The organism is Reichenbachiella versicolor, from assembly GCF_003171675.1.
Taxonomy (GTDB): Bacteria; Bacteroidota; Bacteroidia; order Cytophagales; family Cyclobacteriaceae; genus Reichenbachiella; species Reichenbachiella versicolor.
Map to the genome: position 1 here is coordinate 180,153 of NZ_QFZQ01000003.1, position 17,121 is coordinate 197,273.

Sequence of the window (17,121 nt, forward strand, 5' to 3'; positions counted from 1 at the left end):
CGAGAGAGGTTCTGTTTTATATGAGGTTTCTTATTAGCAACCTCATATTCTTTGATACTGCTGTCTATAAGATTTTGGAGACATGTCTTTATACTTATTGAACTGTCTATGGAAGAAGGAAAGGTTATTGAAGCCAGAACGATAACCTATCTCTGATACAGATAGATCTGTCTCGATTAGCATTTTGCTGGCAATAGTGACTTTGTATTCATTGACATAGTTCGTAAATGTTTTGTCAAAAGTCTTTTTAAAGAACCTACAAAAGGCTTCTTTACTTAGTGCAAGCTGTTCTGAAAGGTCTTCTAGCGAATGCTGTTCAAGGATGTTGTCCTTGATATAGTTATTGATGACATTGACACGGTGGCTTTCTTTTGATGATAATGCTTTCCCAAATCCTGGACCTGCCAGTAATTCAGTTGAAGCTTTTGTAGCAAGCGTGTTTAATATATCCAAGAAAGTAAGTAATCGATCGAAGGGGTTTTGCTTAATGATTGAGGCGAATGATTCTTCTAAAGAAAGAGCAGTACCAATATCAAAAGCTACTCCATGAGATGATTTTTGCAGTAATGCTTTGATTGCTGTTAGTTCAGGTTTTTCCAGCCAGTCTTTCAGTAAGGACTCATCCCATTGAATAATGACGCATTTTACGTGTTCACTTTTAGTATCAATGGTCTTCCAAGAGTGAGGGACGTTTCTTCCCACCAATACTAAGTCCCCTTTTTCAAAAGGGTGCATCGAATCACCCACATATCGAATGCCCGTACTTTGTATCATATAGGTCAATTCATATTGAGGGTGAAAGTGCCATTCGGCTTGGAATTCTTTATCTTCATATACCTTGACCTTAAAAGATCGGTCAGGCGCTGTAGTGACTTCTCTTAAGTGTGCTTTCATATTATTATTTTAAGTCTTGATTATAGAGAGGTCTTGACCATACCCATTTGCTTATGGTTAGGGTAGTATAAAGTGAATGTTTCAAGAATAGATTAAGAGGAAAGATAAGTCAAGTTGACAATTATTAGTTTATTAACACTAAATCAATAACTAAATAGTCAAAATAGTACATAAGAAGTGCTGTATGCTGTATCGAATCTCAGACTCTTGATAAGACCTTTGTCCTACAATTATTAATGAAATTGCTATGAATGATCTGGCTATAAGAGATGTCAAAATCTACAAGGCTTCTTCCGAGTTGAAAAAACCGATTTCTGATGCTACGCATACCTTGACTGAGATTTCCTTTGTTGTGATGAGGATACAGTTGGAAAACGGTATTATTGGAGAATCTTATCTTTTGTCTTTCCAGTATTCTCCAAATGCCATTATCGGCGCATTAAAAGATGTAATTCCAGCCATCAAAGGGTTTAAAGCCAATGAAACGGGATTAGTATATCAAAAGCTTGAAGATCAATTCGAATATTTTGGAAATCAAGGATTACTAAGATGGTCTCAAGCAGCTGTGAATATTGCAATGTGGGATGCATGGGGTAAATCACAAGGGCAACCAATACATAGACTTTTAGGAGTAACTAAGGAGAAAGTAAATATCTACGGCAGTGGAGGCTGGATATCATATACGATCGATGAGTTGATAGAGGAAGTTACAGGCTATGCAGATCGAGGTTTTAAAGCAGTGAAAATCAAGGTAGGCTCTCCAAAAGTCAGTACCGATCTAGAAAGACTTAAAAAAGTAAGGGAAGCTGTAGGTGATAAGGTAGATATCATGATGGATGCCAATCAAGGAATGGATTTACCATCAGCAGTAAAGCTTTCTAATGCAGCTAAAGATATTAATATCCATTGGTTTGAGGAACCAGTAAATCACCAAGATTTTCAAGCATATCAAATTCTGAAAAACCAAACAGGGATCTCTCTGGCAATGGGAGAAAGAGAATTTGATACGTTGCCGTTGAGAGAGCTTGTGACAAGAAATGCATTAGATATTTGGCAGCCAGATATATTACGAATCGGTGGTGTAGAAGCTTGGAGAGAAAGTGCTGCACTAGCACATAGTTTCCACTTACCAGTCTTGCCACATTATTATAAAGATTACGATGTACCGCTATTGTGTACTATTCCAAATGGTGTCGGAGCAGAGTCATTTGACTGGGTAGATCCGTTAATTGATAACCCTATGGTAGTAAAAGATGGATATGCTATTCCACATGAATTACCAGGCTGGGGTTTTAACTTTATTGAAGACAAACTAACTGAGATAAAGTAATATGGGACTCAATGTATTTTCATTAGAAGGGAAGCTTGCCCTAGTTACAGGAGGAGGAACTGGTATTGGCTTAGGTATTGCAAAAGCTATGGTGGAAGCAGGCGCTAAGGTCGTAATCACTGGACGTAGAGAAGAGGTTTTAAAAGAAGCTATAGACGAGCTAGGTGAAAACGCTACTTATAGAGTCAATGATATCACTGATAAAGCAGGTATTCCCTCTTTGGTAGAGGACATAGAAAAGAAGGAAGGTGCTATTGATATATTGGTCAATAACGCAGGTATTCATCACAAGGCAATGGCTCAGGAAACTACTGATGAAGACTTTGAGCGTATCCTTCAAACTAATGTGATGAGCGTATTTGCCTTGACTCGTGAGTGTGCAAAGTATATGTTGGAGAGAAAGAGTGGCTCCATCGTCATGATAGGTTCTATGGCTGGACTATTTGGTATTGATAAGGTAGTAGCTTATGGTACATCTAAAACGGCGTTGACAGGTTTAGTAAATGCTTTAGTGACGGAGTATTCTACGAGTAATGTTCGTGTCAACGCAATAGCACCAGGGTGGATTGAATCCAATATGTTCCTAAACGCTATTAATCAAGACTCACATCGTAAACAGCAAATCACCAATAGAATAGCAATGGACTGTTTTGGTCAGACTAGTGATATCGGTAATGCTGCAGTCTTCTTAAGCTCAGAAGGAGCAAGATATATCACAGGAGTAGTATTGCCAGTGGATGGTGGGGCAACTGTTAATTTTTAGTTGCCCATTTAATTCCTCCTTTGAAGAGGAAAGGAGGATTTTAACGCAAAAGTAGAAAATGAATAGACCAACATACATAGAAGATTATCAAATCAGTGAAGCCTTTGACGGAGGCAGTAGACTAGTATATGGCACATCTGGACTTGGTGGAGTTTGGGGAAAAGTAGATGCTGGAGAATCAGTAGAAGCTTTACTTTATGCATTCGAAAATGGAATTTCAGTATTGGATACAGCACCATCTTATGCCAATTCGGAAATATATGTTGGTCAAGCCTTGAAACAGTGGAAAGGAGAAAAGCCTTTTGTCAGTACTAAAATAGGCCGTCTGAAAGGAAAAGATGCTTTCGAAATAAAACTTGATTACTCGGAAGAGGGAATGAAAAACAGCTTAGACAATAGTCTTGAAACATTGGGTTTGGAAAGCATTGATCTACTGTTTTTGCATGAACCTCAACTAGTGCCTTCTGATCAAATAGAAAGGGCTATCGATACCTTGAAGGAATTTAAAGCAGCAGGACTGGTAAAGCGACTAGGCGTAGGAGGGAATCCAAATGCAACTTTCATGCCTTATGTCAAGAAAGAGAACTTTGATGTGGTATCAGGTTTTTTAAAGATGGATGCATGTAATCTGTCAGCATTTGAAGGACAGGTTCAACAATTCCAAGAAGAAGGGATAGCTTATTATGCGGCATCTGCGCTACACTTTTCATTGTTAGGAAATAGATATGAGCAATACCTGAAAGATGGAGTAGATGGCGAATGGATTACGGAATCAGATTTGGCGAATGCTACGAAAGTAAAAGCCATTGCGGATAGATTGGATATGCCTCTAGCGACTTTAGCACAGCGCTATTTATTCTCAATTAAAGAGGCAGACCGTGTAGTGATGGGGGCTAGAAACCTAGAGCAAATTCAGTCAACTATTTCAGACTGGAAGTTGGGAAAGTTGGACGAAGAGACTTTTGAGGAGGTTACGGATTTAATACTTGGTGAGACCGAATAATCTAATGTCATGCTAGAGAATGAAGGTTTTTATATAGGTATTGAACAAATAGATAAGCTGAGAAGTTCTATCACTTCCTAATAGTCATGACTTAATGAGATACTCCAAACAATAAAGAAAAATGAGAGTAATTAGACTTAAAGAACCGGGAAGTTGGGAAAAGTATGATGCCAATCAGCCGGAACAGGTTTTGGCAGCAGGTGATGCACTCGTCCAAATCAATAAAATGGGTGTATGTGGGACAGATCTACATGCCTTCAAAGGACAGCAGCCTTTTTTTGAGTATCCTAGGGTTTTAGGACATGAGTTGGCTGTGGAAGTGCTGGCTATCGGTCAGGAAGTGAATAATGTCAAGGTAGGTGACCGATGTTCAGTAGAGCCCTATTACAATGAAAAGATCGGTCAGGCAGTACGAAGAGGGTTGACTAACTGTGGTGAACACCTGAGAGTACTAGGGGTACATGTAGATGGAGGAATGCAAGAGCAAATGGTGATCCCAGCTCAGTTTCTTCATCCATCCAATAAATTATCAGATGATCAGTTGGCACTAATCGAACCATTAGCGATAGGATGTCATGCGGTAGATAGAGCAGATATCAAACATGATGATATCGTACTAGTAATTGGAGCTGGACCAATAGGGTTAGGAACCATTCAGTTTGCGCAGTTGACAGGAGCTAGAGTTATAGTGATGGATATTGAAGCAGGCAAACTGAAGAAAGCACAAGAAATTACTCAAGTCAAAGACATGGTATTGGTGTCGGATCAAATCGAAGAGGATTTAATGAAGCTCTTGGATGGAGACCTACCAACTGTAGTCCTGGATGCAACAGGAAATCCTAAATCAATGCTAAACACTTTCAAGTATGTAGCTGCTGGAGGTACAGTCGTATTCATTGGTTTGTTCCAAGGAGATGTGGTTTTTAATGATCCTTATTTTCATAAAAAGGAATTAACTCTTAAAGCTAGTCGTGCAGCGATGAGTGGTGATTTTAGTAGAATCATTCGCTTAATAGAGGCAGGTAAAATCAATCCAGAATCCTACGTGACTCATCGAATGGACTTCGATGATGTACCCGAGCAATTCCAGAAGTTATATGATTATGGCGGTGACTTGGTCAAGGCAATCATTGATTACAGGTGATATTATAATATAAAGTCGTAATGCTGACGAAGGAAGCATCGCGTTTTGGAAGGAAACATAGTCGCATATAGAAAGATCCTTCCTGACGTCAGGACAACCATAAGGGATAGAATAAATGATTATTAATTAAGAAACTCTCAGAATAAATGGAGACTAAAAAAGATAGCAACGCAAAATACTTAGTACCTCTCATCATAGTGATGGCCCTAATGTTCTTCTGGAACCTGAGTAGAAATATTAATGATGTGCTTATCCCTCATTTAAAAAGAGCCTGTCAGTTGACTGACTTTCAGTCGTCTTTGGTGCAGTCAGCATTTTTTGGGGCGTACTTTATTGTAGCATTACCCGCAGGATGGTATATCCAAAAGAAAGGGTACAGAATGGGAATGATTACTGGTCTATTGGTGGCAGCATTCGGAGCGTTTCTGTTTTACCCAGCAGCCGAGACTCGTATTTATCCATTTTTCTTGATGGCACTATTTGTAATGGCAGCTGGATTTGCAATATTGGAAGTGACAGCATCACCGTATGTAGCCAAATTAGGAAGTCCTGAAGGAGCTTCGAGTAGATTAAGTATGGCTGCAGCAATAGGTTCGGTAGGAGCTACTATTGCGCCGGCTTTAGCAGCATTACTTTTCTTACACGAAGTTGATGTCCCACAGTCTACCATAGATGCATTTTCCCCTGCCCAATTAGAGACATTCTTGTCTGGAGAAGCAGACTTGGTCAAGCCTCCCTATTTGATTCTTGGAGGTATTCTAGTAGTGATTGCTTTGGTAGTTGTTTTCATTCAGTTACCCAAAATAGAGGATGAACAAGGAGGAGATAAGAAACGCCTGGTTGATATATTCAAGTTTAAACACACATTGTACGGAGTAGGAGCTGAGTTCTTTTATGTAGGTGCGGAAGTAGGTATTGTCAGCTTCATTATACGATATGCGAAGTGGTTCAATATACCTGAACTCACCGAACAAAAGTCAGCACAGTTCATTACTGCTTTCATGGGATTGGTGTTATTGGGTAGACTGTTAGGAGTTTATATTTTGAAAAGATTCAAGCCACAAAACGTATTGGCATTCTGTAGTATCAGTGCTTTTGTGATGGTGACTTTGGCAATACTCACCAATGGTTATTTCTCTTTAGCCTGTTTGTCAGTAGTAGGATTCTTTACTTCGATCATCTATCCGATTATATTTAGTTTGAGTATGGCTGACCTTAAGGAATATACCAAGACAGGATCGTCAGTATTTTTGTTAGGAATAGTTGGGGGAGCCATAGTACCGCCAATGATGGGCTATATCTCCGATACGATTGGAATTAAATTCTCCTTTATCATTCCATTGATCTGCTATGTTTACTTGCTGTTTTTCGCCGTGAAGGGGCACAAGGTTAAAATAAGTTAGAACGTTAGTATATTTTCAAGGTAGTTCAAGGATACAGCTGAGTTCTATTGTCTCAAGTGCAATAAGAATGAATATTTGAAATTAAGTACTCAATCATTTTGTAACAATAGAGGGAATTTCATAATCAGTACGACAATGGATAATACACACTCTAACTTTCATAGATTCACTTATTTCTTCCAGTCAGATAGTACAGAAGTGAAAAGCTTTTTCACTTCTGAAAAGTGGAAAAATAGCAGAGAGACTAAAACTGATGGAGTATGGTCTCTGAAAGCATACAATATCGAGAATGATTACTTTCTAATTATAGATGCTTCATCTGATCTTAATAGTCAGCAGTTATTCGCTGTACTAGAAAAGAATGCGCAGTTTGGTTCGGTTCAGAAGCAATTAAAAGCAAGTGGACTCGAAGTATTGAAACATGATCAAGCATTAGAAAGAATTTATGAGTTTAATCAGAAGCATGTTCACTCATCTAAAGAAGGACAGCTCAAAACTGATGTTGGAGATCATAAACGGTTTGTATGGACATTGCTTTTGGAACAAGAACCAGAGCTTATGGCAGAGTACAAGCGTGTGCACAGTATTGGGATGGCTTGGCCTGAAATTACCAATAACATGAAGACTATTGGTGTCAAGGATATGGAGATATATCTATATGAAAGTCAGGCGATTTTAATCATGGATACTATTCCCAATTTTGATCTTGAAGAAGTAGGTCCAAGATGGCAAGCAATGCCTCGCGAAAGCGAATGGCAAGAGTTCGTTGCTAAGTTTCAGCGAACAGATCCGAATAGCTCCATCCAAGAGAAGTGGAAAACTATGAACGAAGTTTGAAATCAATTCAATTTTTTTCTAATACCACTGTTACCTTTTCCGAACGCTCCATGTCAAAGAAGATGAATCAATAATTCATTAACTTTTACAGTCATGGAAAACGCAGAACATTTAATCCCCTTCGTTGGAATATTTGCCATTTTTATCTTGCCAGCGATAGTGCTGGGCATCATTTTCTTTAACTATCATAAGAACAAGTCTCGTGAGAGAATGGCGATGATAGAGAAAGGAATGGATCTTACAGAAATCTATAGACTAGAAGCAGAGTCTAAGAATAGAAAAGTAGATAGAACTGACGGCTTACAAAAAGGGATGATCGCTGCTGGAGTAGGGCTGGGACTTTTTGTAGGTAACTTATTCAAAAATATTCATGGTTTCAATTCAGGCGTTACAATGGGAGCATCCATTGCCTTTTTTGTAGGTATGGCTTTTATATTACACTACATCATCGTAGGTCGTAAGAAGCAGAAAGAAGAGCAGGATCAATAAGAGATGGAAGATCGTCATCTCATTACGCAAGTATTAAGAGGCAATCATCAGGCGTTTGCAGCTTTGATCGATCGACACAAGGGCCTTGTCTATTCGATCTGTCTCAAAGTCTGTAAAAACGCAGAGACAGCGGAGGAAATCGCTCAAGATACTTTCTTGAAGGCTTTTCAGAAGCTGGACACGTTCAAATCTGAATCAAAGTTCTCGACTTGGTTGTATCGCATAGCGTACAACCTTTCGTTGAATACGATAAAAAAAAGTAGAATTCAGACGGACGATATTGACGAACATCAGTCAGTAGGAGAGAGTGATTTACCAGATGGATTCTTTGCACTAAAGCAAGAAGAACAACGAGGGTATTTGCGACAAGCCCTAGATAGACTCAACGAAAGATATGCACTAGTACTGTCTTTATATTATCTTGAAGAAATGTCTGTCAAGGAAGTAGCCGTAATCATGACGGAAAAAGAAAGTAACGTGAAAGTACACTTAAACAGAGCTCGTAAGGCGCTCAATAAAGTGTTGGAAGATTTATTGAAAGACGAACTAAAGAGTATTCTATAATGGATGAGAAATTAATATCAATGCTTAAGGGAATGAAGTCTGATGATTCACCAAGTGAAGACTTCACTCAAAAGGTCATGCATAGAATAGAAATACAAAAAGCAGGGTGGCATATACTCCGCGAAAAGAATATCTTCCAGTCTGTACTGTCACTGGTGGTATCGATCGGAATAGTAGGCATACTTTTTACTCTGACATCTATCGCTGGAGCTCGATTGGGAGAGGAGATGCCTTCTCTAGGTACTGAAGAACTGATATCTTCTATCTATGGATTACTGATAGGTCTAGGAGCTGTATCAATATTTTATCAATCTGGCAAAGTCATACGACTCTTAGCGAGTAAGAAATAGGTGTTGAGAGTTTTGTGTTTTCTGGAGCTATCAAAGAATTGTGCTAAAATCTTTCCAGATTAGCATCTCCAAAATATAAGACTATGAAAAACACCATCTATGCAGGCATATTCCTATTGCTTGTTGCTTGCTCAGGAAAGAAGCAGGCTGATAAAAAGCCAGAGGTAAAAGAACAAAAAGAAGTAACTACTAAGACCGTAGACAAAGCTCTCAACACAGAAGTAGACAAGTCTGGCATGGTTTACTTTGAAGGAGGAAAAATCACTATTGGATCTGATAACGGACAACCACTAGAGTCTCCTATGTTCGAAATGGAAATAGCTCCATTCTACTTGGATATCAACTTAGTGACAGTGGCACAATTCAGAAAGTTCATTCAAGCGACTGGTCACAAGACCGATGCGGAGAAGTATGGTGACTCAGGAGTCTTTGATTTTCAAATTGGTAATTGGCAGTTGCTCAAGGGTACGACTTGGGAATTCCCTTTAGGCCCAGATCAGCCCAAAGCAGAAGATAATCACCCCGTAACTCACGTTTCATGGAATGATGCTATGGCATACGCAAAGTGGGTAGGAAAGAGGTTGCCAACAGAATTTGAATGGGAGTACGCCGCCAAGAATGGAGGCAAACAGACGGGCAAATATGCTTGGGGAGATGAAGTGATCATGGGAGGAACTTATATGGCAAATACCTATCAAGGAGAGCCGGGGCCGAATCCAGAGGCATTGGATGGTTACTTGAGAACCTCACCAGTAGGTGCATTTGGAAAACACCCCTCAGGTCTAACCGATATGGGAGGTAATGTTTGGCAGTGGTGTGCCAACGTGTTTGAACCATATCCTGGAAATACAGCTTCACCACCAGCTCAGCAGAATGTGAAAAGCACCAGAGGAGGTTCATTTATGTTCGATCAAGCTAGGGATCTAAGTTTCACGACTACTTTCAGAGCTCAAAACTCAGACGATACTTCTTTGTTTAATACAGGGTTTAGATGTGCCCTTTAGTCAAGAGGTTAATCTATTGGGATAATTCTCAGACTCAAGAAAGTAGAGAAATCTTTTATTTTGAGCATGGGTGAGTTTCTCAATAAGCCCTAATTAAGGAAAATTCTTGTCCAGCTTTAGCTATTGTAATCTTGAATAATAGCTAAAGCCTTCAAGACTTTTCTTGTCAATCACTAATCATGAATAGTATACAAGGCATTTCACCAGAAGAGACTTGGCCCATTCGTCACAAGGTCATGTGGTCAGATAAGCCATTTGACTATGTCAAGGTGCCGAATGATCAAATAGGAGAACACTTTGGATTGTTTCGAGAGTCTAAGTTGGTATCTATTATTTCATTGTTCTTTGTCGGCAATGAAATGCAATTCAGAAAGTTTGCCACTTTAGTAGAGTGCCAAGGTCAGGGCTTTGGAACAGAACTGTTGAATTATGTTTTTGAGATGGCTGAGAGCAGAAATGTACGTAGAGTCTGGTGTAATGCCAGAGTAGATAAAACTGAATACTACAAAAGATTTGGGATGCAGGAGACCGAAGAAACCTTTGAAAAAGGAGGAATTGGTTATGTAGTCATGGAGAAAATATAGTACAGTAACTAGGTTGCTTCAAGTGACCTAGTTACTGTACTTTGTAGTTTAAGCTAAGGCTTAAAGAGGGATACTCACTCCGAAGAATGGAGATACATATCTCGTAGCTTTGTACCCATCATCAGTAGGAGTAAATGTCCAGAAGTAATCTACTCCCATGACCATAAACTTGTTCATGTGGTAAGCAAACCTCACTTTAGCCAGTGAATTATCATCAAGCTTGAAAGCATCATTTAAATCTGTCAATCCACCCTTGAAATAGTTAGCATGGATAGAAAACTTGTTAGCAAGTCTATCCACGTCAGCATGAAGAGTTACTGTCGCCGGTGAAGATTCGCTGATGTCATCAGGTAACATCAAGCTTCCCCCTAGGCTTACGATTTTGAGGATATGCCCTGTCAAACTTCCATAGATACCTTGTTGTTTTTCGGCTAAAGTAGAAGTCAAAATCTTATTGTCCTTGTTGAGTTCATAGGATGCATCGAAAAACTGAGGCATGTAGAAGTCACTATAAGTTAGCCTTTCGATTCGTACATCTGTACTTAGTAGATCTGCAATGAAATGAAATCTAAAGTTCATGCCTACACTGGCGCCTGTTCCTTTCTTGAATTCATTAGGAGAAGGGAATGAAGAATCATCGACACTAACTAAACTCAAAGTTTCTTCTAACGCTTGGGTTTCAAGGTTCAACATGGAATAGTTCGCAAATAAATCTACCTGCATGAAAGGTATTCTGAAAAGAGTCATGCCAGCGTCAAAACCTAAAGCTCCGACACCATCTTTAGTCAAAACATATTTCTGCGGATCATCTGAAGAACTGCCAGGTAGAGTAGTTTGATCTCTATCTTGAATGTATGTAGCACCTACTTCGAGTGTACGTATGATGGGAGTAGGAAGCCATCTGAGAGGTTTGACATAAGGTCTAATCGCCAACAAGTTCATAGACGATGCATCAAAATCAGAATACATACCTTCTATACCTCCCCAGCCTTTGTAATTAACATCATAATGAAGACCTATTTTCCTTTTCTCATAGCTGGTGCTATTGGAGTAATTATTGACTAGGCCTCCATAGCCAATAGATAGACCTGTGAGCTCTCCTACTTTGACATATACTGGGTCGATTTTCTGTTGACCGTATCTCACATATCTTATGACCCTTAAGACACCCACTCCGTCGGTGAACATTTCTGTTCGGACTTTGTTGTCATCGAGTCCATAAAGAATAGGTACATCCAAGCCGACACCTACTTTGCCTATGCTGAACTCAGGAGCGATATTCATACCTACATAAGCTTTGCCATCGATAGTAGAGTAAGTGACGCCACCGTTGATAGAGCCACTAGAATTAAGCGGAGGAAGACCAGCTCTAAAGTCCTCTGGATCCTTTTTGCCACTCACTTTCTCTTGGCGTTCGGCACGCTTTTCATCTTTAGCGATTTGATTAAGAGAATCTTGAGCAGCCTGATCAGCCGCTAATGTAGCCATGTCCTGAGTCAAACTATCAGCTACCGACTCAGTGATAGTTTCAAATTGAGTAGAATCAGCACCAGCCTCACTCACCAAGCTATCAATAGCAACAGGCTCAGTTTTAGACTTTTTCTTTTTCTTCTTTTTCTTTTCAGGTTTCTCCCAGAGATAAGAGTAATCAGCGAAGGGATCTTCTTCTACTGTATCTTGAGCTTGCAGATGATTTAGTCCTGTTACTGTCAATAATGAAAGCAGCACACATATCTTTTTCATAGTACTAGTTTAGTTCAATACCGTTTGTTTAAGGATAAAATACAGATTCAGTGTAAAGACCCGAAAATATTATATTACCCTCATAAAAAAACAGAATCATAATTTTTATAATGAAGCATTATGTTTCATTATTGCGACTTTAGTCATTGTGAAACCTACTTTAGATTAACCGATGTTGAGACAAATAATTGCCTTACTGTCTGTATTCATTATAATATTTTTTAGTAGCTGTGTTAGTACCCATTATGGAGTAGGTAACTTTTCACATGATACTGATGTCCTCCAAAAACCAGTTGATAAAGAAGGGGAGAAGGAAAGAGTTCAATATATCACAGGGAAGTATAATCACTCTCAGCAACCCGTCTCAAACAAATTCAAGTCGCAGCAGATGGGGTCGATGACTTATCATCTGGCAGAAAATCATAGATGGTATAAGATCGCTGGAGGTGGATTCCTTCATGGAGGGAGTATCGATGCAATATCGCGAAATCAAGTTCCAGGAGGGCACAAGTACTTTTTAGGAGGAGGACTTACAGGTGAATTTGCTGTTAACATCCCCGCAGGGATGTTTGAGTGGAGGATAATTGGAGTTAAGATGACCGCTCTTTACGAAAATGGAAAGTATAACCAGTTTAGAAAGGATGTAGTAGATTATCCTGAAAATGGTCAACTCGTAACTGATGATGATGAGATCTATTTTGAGTTCGAAACTGATTTAAACCCTAGGGGGTATAATTATAATATTGGGTTCACTTCAGAAATGGTTTTACAATTTGACAAAGTAGGAATAGCCTGGGCAGTAATATTAGGAGGAGGTACTGGAGGATCAATTACTGCTGGTTCGAGATGGTTACTTACTTATGACAAGTTCACATTCTCTTTCAATAATCAGCATAGAGGAGCTCTTTTCGAAACGGATACTGATACTTATTATGGCTTTGGTCTAACCTATGCATTCTCTCGAAAAAAGCTATAGTATACGTAATGCTATAATTGACTTCGGAGAGAAGAGAGAGTTAGTCAACCCTCTCTATATATTCTAATTTCATAGTCTCAAGATCAAGGCAGGTGAGGTGTCCCATAGATACACCACCTTTCACATCAAATACGCATCCAGCATCTATACAGATATTGTCAAGGTCGAGTCTGATATCATCAATGATCTGCATTACTTGCTTGGGAGTATGACCATGAATGACTTTTTTGCCATTGGTCTGTTGTAGATCTACATGTTCATCCCTCGTCCATAGCATTGCAGTTTCGTCTTCTCTGAACGGTATGTCGAAGTTAAACCCTGCATGTACCAAGAATGCGTTTTCCGTTTCGTAGAATAGATCTAGGGATTTGAAGAATTCCCAATAGGAATCAGGGATTTTATTAATGTCATCAGTACCAAAACTGGCTAAGGATTCTTTTCCTCCATTTTTAAACCAGTGATCATATTTACTCTTGTTCTCAAGAGCCTCTAGCATCATTAGATCATGATTGCCCATGAGAGCTTTGATATTGAAATGACGACGAAGCTCTTCGATATAGTCGATTGTACCCTTGGAATCAGGTCCACGATCCACATAGTCTCCCAAAAGGTAGAGCGTATCATCAGATTGAAGTTGCATCACTTCTTCGACTAAGCGGCGAAAAGACTTTGTGCAGCCATGCACATCACAAATAGCTAATTGTCTAGACATAAATTTTTCTAAATACTGTGTAATCGCAAAAGTACAATGAAGTGTAAAGAATCAAATAGATAATTGATCAGATGAAATGTGAAATAACCTCCTCCGCAGCGGAGCGACCAATTGTTCAGCGTAAAAACGTTCCTCCGCCGCGGAGCAACGTTTTGTTTGGCGTAAAAAGCTTCCTCCGCCGCGGAGCATGCTTCTGTCACGCGTAAAAAGCTTCCTCCGCTGCGGAGCGAGCTTTTGTCACCAGTAAAAACCTTCCTCCGCCGCGGAGGAGATTATTTATGGTGAGGGGGCCTGAAAAAAGTTGACAGGTTTTACACTAATACTAATATGAGTTTACATTCTTACTCGTTAATCCTAATTGTACTTTACAAGGATGTACATAATCCTATGTGCAGTAGACAGGCTAGGATTTAGTCCTGCTTTGGGTTGACTTCCCTAGCTAGTCAGAACATACTGTGTAAAGCAATGGCAGGTCGAAATTGTCCCTCGGGCTTTACGTGCTGTAAGGAGTGCGGTGAAGAAGAAAAAACTTGTTGATCGGTTTTTTTCTTTCCATCAGTTTGCTTCAATGGCGCGTTTAGCGATAAGGCAATGCGTGACTAAGGAATTAGCTGCTACAACATACTAGCAGAAAGTTATTTAAAAAGGCCATTGCAACGTTAGTGAATCAAAAAAGTAGTTAAATCGCTATCTTTGAATTCGGATAAAATGGTAGTCATTATGAGTTTACAAACAGCGAAATGGGATTTGATGCAAAAAATAATGAATGTAACTAAAGAATCATTAATCGAAAAAATAGATCAGATATTAGACCAAGAAATGATAGTTGGCTATACAGTATCAGGTAAGCCATTGACTAAACAAATGTATAATGATCGCCTAGAAGAGGCAGAAAAGCAGTTGTCTTCAGGGTCATATACTACACAAGAAGACCTAGAGCGAGAGTCAGAAAATTGGTAATGGATAAGTTCAAAATCGTTTGGGCGGATCAAGCCAAATTAGCTTTAAAAGACATCTACAATTATTATAAAGAGAAGTCCTTACAAGTAGCGAAAAACATAAAATCAGATTTACTTCAAAGTCCTAAAACGATTCATTTTAGTAAACAATATCAGTTAGATGAGATCAACCCCAAGTATCGAAGAATAGTAGTTCGTCATTATAAAGTTCTCTATAAACAAAAAGGAGATACTATCAGTGTAGTAGACATAGTAAGTACAAGGCAGTCCCCAGAAGTTTTGGAAAGTAAATAGTCACTCGAAAACCATGAAGATATCCTAATAATACCAGCTAGTAAGAACATACTGTGTAAAGCAATCGCTAGTTCGAGTTTGTCCCTCGGGCTTTACGTGCTGTAAGGAGTGCGGTAAAGAAGAAAAAACTTGTTAGCTCTGTTTTTTTCTTTCCGTAAGTCCTATGTATTAATTGTCTCATTGAAACCACAGCATTCAATTCTTGGATTCAGAGGTTATTTCCCATCTTTGCAGCCTAAAATCTGAATAACTATGCAGCGTAAAGCGTATCGAATGAATAAGGCGGGGTCTACAGAAGATCTCAAAATCGTCCAAGAAGAAATTTTAACTCCAGAAGGGAACAATATACAAGTCAAAGTTCATGCTATTGGGCTCAACTTCGCGGATGTTTTTGCTATTCATGGCCTCTATTCAGCTACTCCCAAGGGAAGTTTTGTGCCCGGATTAGAGTTTGCAGGTGAAGTAGCTGCTGTAGGAGAGGATGTCTCTAAGTTCAAAGTAGGAGATAGAGTGATGGCAGTCACTAGATTCGGAGGCTATGCAGACTATGTCAATATTGATGAGCCACATGTCGTAGCTCTACCCGACAGTTGGACTTATGAAGAAGGCGCTTCATTTCTAGTGCAGGGAATGACAGCTTACTACGCATTGGTATATTTAGGAGCTATGCAAAAAGGATCCAATGTACTGATCCATAGTGGTGCAGGAGGAGTGGGTATTTTGGCCAATAGAATCGCCAAAAATTACGGTGCTTTTACCATTGGCACAGTAGGTAGTGAGCGTAAATTGGAAGTACTAGAGAGAGAAGGATTCGACGCCAAGATCGTCCGCAGTGATAAATTTGGAGAGGATTTGAAAGATGCCTTAGGAGATCGTGAGCTGAATCTGATCGTAGAGACCATAGGAGGTAAAATCTTCAAAGCAGGATATGATCAATTGGCACCACAAGGTAGAATGGTAGTTGTAGGAGCGTCACAATTTGCATCTCCAGGAAAGAAGCCAAATGTTTTGAAATTGCTTTGGAAGTTTTTGACCAGACCTAAATTAGACCCACAGCAGATGATCCAAGAAAACCGCTCTGTGATGGGATTTAACCTGATTTGGTTGTATGAAAAAGTAGATGTGATGGCTGAGATGCTTCAAGAAATGGCTAAGCTGGATTTGGGTAAACCTTATGTAGGGCAGACCTATGAATTTGATCAGATGCACGACGCCATCAAAATATTCCAAACAGGGCAGTCGGTAGGTAAAGTAGTGGTCAAGACTGAACACGCTGCGAAGTAAGGCGATGAGAATAGGAATAGACATTGGTAATACCGACATCGTCATAGGTGTCTATGATGGAGAATCTTGGATTCATCACTGGCGTACGCCTTCTCAAAGAAATCGTCCAGAGGCAGCTTTCAATGAAATAGTAAAGAATCTTTTTCTTGAAAATGCTTTTGAGATCGAGTCGGTAGAATCCATCGCTTTGAGTAGTGTAGTGCCAGATTTAACTCAGATTATCCAAAATGTTTTTGAGAGCCTTGTCGGGCTTTCAGTAGTTGTCATCCATCCAGAGAATATCGAAAAGCTAGCTTTGGGAGATGTTATCAACCCATATCAAATAGGATCGGATTTGGTTTGTAATGCGGTGGGAGCGTTTGATCGTTTTGGTCAAAACACAATAGTAGTGGATTTTGGTACGGCACTAACATTTACAAGCATTAATGATCAAGGAAATATGATGGGCGTAGCCATCGCTCCCGGTGTAAGGACAGCTATGAAATCGTTGTCCGCTAATACTGCCAAGCTTCCAGAGATACCGCTTGAGATTCCAAATAGCGTAGTAGGCACAGATACGATCAGTGCCATGCAATCTGGTATCATGCAAGGGTATGTAGGATTGGTCAGACATATGGTCAATGAAACAAAGAAGCATCATGCTCATCCACCTAAAGTAATTGCTACTGGTGGGCTGTCGTTTGTCTTCGAACCACTGCACGATGTATTTGATGAAATCGATGTTCATTTGACTCTGAATGGACTGCTAGTGGCTGCTGAAAAGCTTAGGTAAGATTTTCAGCAGCCGA

At 39.6% G+C, this 17,121-nt stretch carries 19 protein-coding genes; 16 read left to right on the forward strand and 3 right to left on the reverse strand.

The genetic code is table 11. From position 1 onward, the window contains the following. Positions 1 to 42: 42 nt before the first annotated feature. A complete protein-coding gene (locus tag DKG80_RS08925; RefSeq protein WP_109830989.1) occupies positions 43 to 894 on the reverse strand; it encodes an AraC family transcriptional regulator in 852 nt (283 codons plus the stop codon). A 247-nt stretch (positions 895 to 1,141) separates the two neighbouring features. On the opposite strand from DKG80_RS08925, the gene DKG80_RS08930 reads away from it, so the two are divergent. The 11 genes from DKG80_RS08930 (at position 1,142) to DKG80_RS08980 (ending at position 10,365) form a co-directional block, all read left to right on the forward strand. Then, positions 1,142 to 2,224 (forward strand): mandelate racemase/muconate lactonizing enzyme family protein, encoded by a 1,083-nt coding sequence (locus DKG80_RS08930; RefSeq protein ID WP_109830990.1) that lies wholly within the window; start codon positions 1,142 to 1,144, stop codon positions 2,222 to 2,224. 1 nt (position 2,225) lies between these two features. Further along, entirely contained in the window at positions 2,226 to 2,987 is a 762-nt protein-coding gene (locus DKG80_RS08935) for an SDR family NAD(P)-dependent oxidoreductase (protein WP_109830991.1), read from the forward strand. Positions 2,988 to 3,045: 58 nt separating this feature from the next. Further along, a complete protein-coding gene (locus tag DKG80_RS08940) occupies positions 3,046 to 3,990 on the forward strand; it encodes an aldo/keto reductase (RefSeq protein ID WP_109830992.1) in 945 nt (314 codons plus the stop codon). A 121-nt stretch (positions 3,991 to 4,111) separates the two neighbouring features. Beyond that, positions 4,112 to 5,134 carry a zinc-binding alcohol dehydrogenase family protein gene (locus DKG80_RS08945; RefSeq protein ID WP_109830993.1) on the forward strand — a complete coding sequence of 341 codons (1,023 nt, stop codon included), beginning with the start codon at positions 4,112 to 4,114 and terminating at the stop codon, positions 5,132 to 5,134. A gap of 146 nt (positions 5,135 to 5,280) precedes the next feature. Further along, positions 5,281 to 6,537, forward strand: coding sequence for an L-fucose:H+ symporter permease (gene fucP, locus DKG80_RS08950; RefSeq protein WP_109830994.1), 1,257 nt, complete (start codon positions 5,281 to 5,283; stop codon positions 6,535 to 6,537). Between the two features lie 135 nt (positions 6,538 to 6,672). Next, positions 6,673 to 7,374, forward strand: coding sequence for an L-rhamnose mutarotase (locus tag DKG80_RS08955; RefSeq protein WP_109830995.1), 702 nt, complete (start codon positions 6,673 to 6,675; stop codon positions 7,372 to 7,374). 93 nt (positions 7,375 to 7,467) lie between these two features. Then, positions 7,468 to 7,863 (forward strand): DUF6249 domain-containing protein, encoded by a 396-nt coding sequence (locus DKG80_RS08960; RefSeq protein WP_109830996.1) that lies wholly within the window; start codon positions 7,468 to 7,470, stop codon positions 7,861 to 7,863. Between the two features lie 3 nt (positions 7,864 to 7,866). Then, complete coding sequence (locus DKG80_RS08965) at positions 7,867 to 8,427, forward strand: RNA polymerase sigma factor (protein WP_109830997.1); 561 nt, start codon at positions 7,867 to 7,869, stop codon at positions 8,425 to 8,427. Beyond that, positions 8,427 to 8,777, forward strand: coding sequence for a hypothetical protein (locus DKG80_RS08970; protein ID WP_109830998.1), 351 nt, complete (start codon positions 8,427 to 8,429; stop codon positions 8,775 to 8,777). The genes DKG80_RS08965 and DKG80_RS08970 overlap by 1 nt, the downstream gene beginning before the upstream one ends. Before the next feature lie 83 nt (positions 8,778 to 8,860). Then, positions 8,861 to 9,781, forward strand: coding sequence for a formylglycine-generating enzyme family protein (locus DKG80_RS08975; RefSeq protein ID WP_109830999.1), 921 nt, complete (start codon positions 8,861 to 8,863; stop codon positions 9,779 to 9,781). 179 nt (positions 9,782 to 9,960) lie between these two features. Beyond that, positions 9,961 to 10,365 (forward strand): GNAT family N-acetyltransferase, encoded by a 405-nt coding sequence (locus DKG80_RS08980; protein ID WP_109831000.1) that lies wholly within the window; start codon positions 9,961 to 9,963, stop codon positions 10,363 to 10,365. A 60-nt stretch (positions 10,366 to 10,425) separates the two neighbouring features. On the opposite strand, the gene DKG80_RS08985 is transcribed toward DKG80_RS08980, so the two are convergent. Continuing rightward, the gene (locus DKG80_RS08985) at positions 10,426 to 12,108 is read right to left on the reverse strand and encodes a hypothetical protein (protein WP_109831001.1); all 1,683 of its coding nucleotides are present in this window, start codon (positions 12,106 to 12,108) and stop codon (positions 10,426 to 10,428) included. A gap of 172 nt (positions 12,109 to 12,280) precedes the next feature. On the opposite strand from DKG80_RS08985, the gene DKG80_RS08990 reads away from it, so the two are divergent. Further along, positions 12,281 to 13,084, forward strand: a complete 804-nt coding sequence (locus DKG80_RS08990) for a hypothetical protein (RefSeq protein ID WP_109831002.1) — start codon at positions 12,281 to 12,283, stop codon at positions 13,082 to 13,084. A gap of 40 nt (positions 13,085 to 13,124) precedes the next feature. On the opposite strand, the gene DKG80_RS08995 is transcribed toward DKG80_RS08990, so the two are convergent. Next, the gene (locus tag DKG80_RS08995; protein ID WP_109831003.1) at positions 13,125 to 13,796 is read right to left on the reverse strand and encodes a metallophosphoesterase; all 672 of its coding nucleotides are present in this window, start codon (positions 13,794 to 13,796) and stop codon (positions 13,125 to 13,127) included. 720 nt (positions 13,797 to 14,516) lie between these two features. Between DKG80_RS08995 and DKG80_RS09000 the strand changes: the two genes are divergently transcribed. The 4 genes from DKG80_RS09000 to DKG80_RS09015 all read left to right on the forward strand — a co-directional run bounded on the left by DKG80_RS09000 (position 14,517) and on the right by DKG80_RS09015 (position 17,105). Beyond that, positions 14,517 to 14,756 carry a hypothetical protein gene (locus DKG80_RS09000; RefSeq protein WP_109831151.1) on the forward strand — a complete coding sequence of 80 codons (240 nt, stop codon included), beginning with the start codon at positions 14,517 to 14,519 and terminating at the stop codon, positions 14,754 to 14,756. Next, positions 14,756 to 15,049, forward strand: coding sequence for a type II toxin-antitoxin system RelE/ParE family toxin (locus DKG80_RS09005; RefSeq protein WP_109831004.1), 294 nt, complete (start codon positions 14,756 to 14,758; stop codon positions 15,047 to 15,049). The genes DKG80_RS09000 and DKG80_RS09005 overlap by 1 nt, the downstream gene beginning before the upstream one ends. Before the next feature lie 252 nt (positions 15,050 to 15,301). Further along, positions 15,302 to 16,333 carry a zinc-binding dehydrogenase gene (locus DKG80_RS09010; protein WP_109831005.1) on the forward strand — a complete coding sequence of 344 codons (1,032 nt, stop codon included), beginning with the start codon at positions 15,302 to 15,304 and terminating at the stop codon, positions 16,331 to 16,333. A gap of 4 nt (positions 16,334 to 16,337) precedes the next feature. Beyond that, positions 16,338 to 17,105, forward strand: coding sequence for a type III pantothenate kinase (locus tag DKG80_RS09015; RefSeq protein ID WP_109831006.1), 768 nt, complete (start codon positions 16,338 to 16,340; stop codon positions 17,103 to 17,105). Positions 17,106 to 17,121 lie beyond the last annotated feature (16 nt).

Bases quoted from the DNA above. Each gene is read 5' to 3' on its own strand.
- DKG80_RS08995 (WP_109831003.1), bottom strand. From the start codon at position 13,796: ATGTCTAGACAATTAGCTATTTGTGATGTGCATGGCTGCACAAAGTCT.
- DKG80_RS08985 (WP_109831001.1), bottom strand. From the start codon at position 12,108: ATGAAAAAGATATGTGTGCTGCTTTCATTATTGACAGTAACAGGACTA.
- DKG80_RS08935 (WP_109830991.1), top strand. From the start codon at position 2,226: ATGGGACTCAATGTATTTTCATTAGAAGGGAAGCTTGCCCTAGTTACA.
- DKG80_RS08965 (WP_109830997.1), top strand. From the start codon at position 7,867: ATGGAAGATCGTCATCTCATTACGCAAGTATTAAGAGGCAATCATCAG.
- fucP (WP_109830994.1), top strand. From the start codon at position 5,281: ATGGAGACTAAAAAAGATAGCAACGCAAAATACTTAGTACCTCTCATC.
- DKG80_RS08990 (WP_109831002.1), top strand. From the start codon at position 12,281: ATGTTGAGACAAATAATTGCCTTACTGTCTGTATTCATTATAATATTT.
- DKG80_RS08955 (WP_109830995.1), top strand. From the start codon at position 6,673: ATGGATAATACACACTCTAACTTTCATAGATTCACTTATTTCTTCCAG.
- DKG80_RS08980 (WP_109831000.1), top strand. From the start codon at position 9,961: ATGAATAGTATACAAGGCATTTCACCAGAAGAGACTTGGCCCATTCGT.
- DKG80_RS09005 (WP_109831004.1), top strand. From the start codon at position 14,756: ATGGATAAGTTCAAAATCGTTTGGGCGGATCAAGCCAAATTAGCTTTA.
- DKG80_RS08925 (WP_109830989.1), bottom strand. From the start codon at position 894: ATGAAAGCACACTTAAGAGAAGTCACTACAGCGCCTGACCGATCTTTT.
- DKG80_RS08930 (WP_109830990.1), top strand. From the start codon at position 1,142: ATGAATGATCTGGCTATAAGAGATGTCAAAATCTACAAGGCTTCTTCC.
- DKG80_RS09000 (WP_109831151.1), top strand. From the start codon at position 14,517: ATGAGTTTACAAACAGCGAAATGGGATTTGATGCAAAAAATAATGAAT.
- DKG80_RS08975 (WP_109830999.1), top strand. From the start codon at position 8,861: ATGAAAAACACCATCTATGCAGGCATATTCCTATTGCTTGTTGCTTGC.
- DKG80_RS09015 (WP_109831006.1), top strand. From the start codon at position 16,338: ATGAGAATAGGAATAGACATTGGTAATACCGACATCGTCATAGGTGTC.
- DKG80_RS08940 (WP_109830992.1), top strand. From the start codon at position 3,046: ATGAATAGACCAACATACATAGAAGATTATCAAATCAGTGAAGCCTTT.
- DKG80_RS08945 (WP_109830993.1), top strand. From the start codon at position 4,112: ATGAGAGTAATTAGACTTAAAGAACCGGGAAGTTGGGAAAAGTATGAT.
- DKG80_RS09010 (WP_109831005.1), top strand. From the start codon at position 15,302: ATGCAGCGTAAAGCGTATCGAATGAATAAGGCGGGGTCTACAGAAGAT.
- DKG80_RS08970 (WP_109830998.1), top strand. From the start codon at position 8,427: ATGGATGAGAAATTAATATCAATGCTTAAGGGAATGAAGTCTGATGAT.
- DKG80_RS08960 (WP_109830996.1), top strand. From the start codon at position 7,468: ATGGAAAACGCAGAACATTTAATCCCCTTCGTTGGAATATTTGCCATT.